The following is a 1,657-nucleotide window of genomic DNA, read 5'->3' on the forward strand; positions in this document are numbered from 1 at the left end:
AATGACTAATGACTAATGACCAATGACTAATGACCAATGACTAATGACTAATGACTAAATCGGCGGGCGGCTATCCCTTCCACCCCTCAAAGGGATGGAAGGGATAGCCGCCGATTTTCGTTGAAGATGCCTAATAGCTAACGAACCGTTCCTCGCAATACTTCAGTATCAATGGGTTTGATCAGATAAACTAACAGCAGATTCCAAACAATTGCTGCAATCAAAGGTAGTTTGCGAATTAGCTTCACAACTTTCGGCGCAGAACTGCTCTCAATCTCTGCAATTTTCAAGTTGTAACCTGCACAGCGTTGCAGCCGTGGGAAAAACTTGGGGTGTTCAGTATTCAACATCACCGGAAAAGCCCGTCCCGCAGTTTCATTGGTGTTGCGGACGACTTGGAAATCAAATTCTGTGGCATCAAGTCCCAGTGATTTGTAGAACCCGGAACGTTCATGAACTGTCAAGGTGTGGGTAGCAAATACTGAGAGTAAGAAAAAGCGACTCCATAGCCTAGATTTCCAGGTATTCCAGAGTTGCGGTTGAGAACGCAATAATGCTTTGAATATGTCTCCGTGACGGTTTTCGTCCTGACACCAACTCTCAAAATAACGGAAGATGGGGTAAAACTCGTTTTCTGGGTGCTTTTCTAGATGTCTGAAAATAATAATGTAACGCCAGTAGCCGATTTTTTCTGAGAGGTAAACGGTGTAAAGTACCCACTCAATCGGGAAAAACGTATAGGTGCGGGTTTTAGTAACAGTGGCTAAATCCAGGGAGACTTTAAAATCGCCCATTGCTTTGTTGAGAAATCCGGCGTGGCGAGCTTCATCACGCGCCATCAGTTGAAATATTTCCGCTAGCACTGGACTGCGATTTTTCAGCTTGCGGGATAATTCCTTGAATAACAAGAAGCCAGAAAACTCAGAAATGCAAGAACGTTCCAAATACTCTATAAACGCCTGCCTTGCTTCACCACCAATGTGTTCCCAAGACTTCTCAAAGGCTTCATCACGAACAAAATGGTGGCGGTTGTAGTCTGTCCGCATTTCTGTCAACATCGCCTGCAACTCTGTTTCCTGGGCAGACAAATCTAGCTTGGCTGCGGTTTCAAAATCTGTAGTATAAAACCGGGGGGTGAGTACCGTTTCTTTGCTGGGGGTTTTAATTTCTGGCTTGGGTAGGGTGTTAACCATGAGTGATGAGGCGATGAGTCAATAGTTCTATAACTATAAAGTTATGATAAATGTCATTATTTGGCTAGCCCTCTTCACAATCCTTTAGTAAAGTCGGAATTATCGGGACTGCCTTTTTCATAACACAGATACTAGCCGCGAAAGTGTAAAGGGAAAGCCTTTGAAGGCTAGGGTTTAGATATTTTATTAAGTTTTTAAATTTCCCTATCTAAATCCAGTATATAGATATACAGGCATATACTAATATTTAGTTAACCTTACTCAAAGTTTCAGAGGTTTTAATCTGGGGAGTCATTCCGATAGTTCTCTGCAAGAATCTTGAAATCACACAATATTGCTTTAATCTGATCAAATCACAATAGTCTAAATAAAAATCCCCGCCACAGTGGACAGGGATAGTAGTTTTTAGCTAATACCAATTTTGTATGAAGCTGCATAGAATTAGATCCCCCCTAGCCCCCCTT

1 protein-coding gene is annotated in these 1,657 nt (G+C 42.3%); it reads right to left on the reverse strand.

The annotated features are described in order from the left end of the window. Positions 1-137: 137 nt before the first annotated feature. The gene (gene acsF / locus ABF638_RS37865; protein WP_435027868.1) at positions 138-1,193 is read right to left on the reverse strand and encodes a magnesium-protoporphyrin IX monomethyl ester (oxidative) cyclase; all 1,056 of its coding nucleotides are present in this window, start codon (positions 1,191-1,193) and stop codon (positions 138-140) included. Between the last annotated feature and the right edge of the window lie 464 nt (positions 1,194-1,657).

The sequence above is a fragment of the Nostoc sp. CALU 1950 genome (assembly GCF_051172895.1).
Taxonomy (GTDB): domain Bacteria; phylum Cyanobacteriota; class Cyanobacteriia; order Cyanobacteriales; family Nostocaceae; genus Nostoc; species Nostoc edaphicum_A.

What these genes read in the sequence shown, in the direction of transcription:
- acsF (WP_435027868.1), bottom strand. Translation starts at nt 1,193, where the DNA reads ATGGTTAACACCCTACCCAAGCCAGAAATTAAAACCCCCAGCAAAGAA.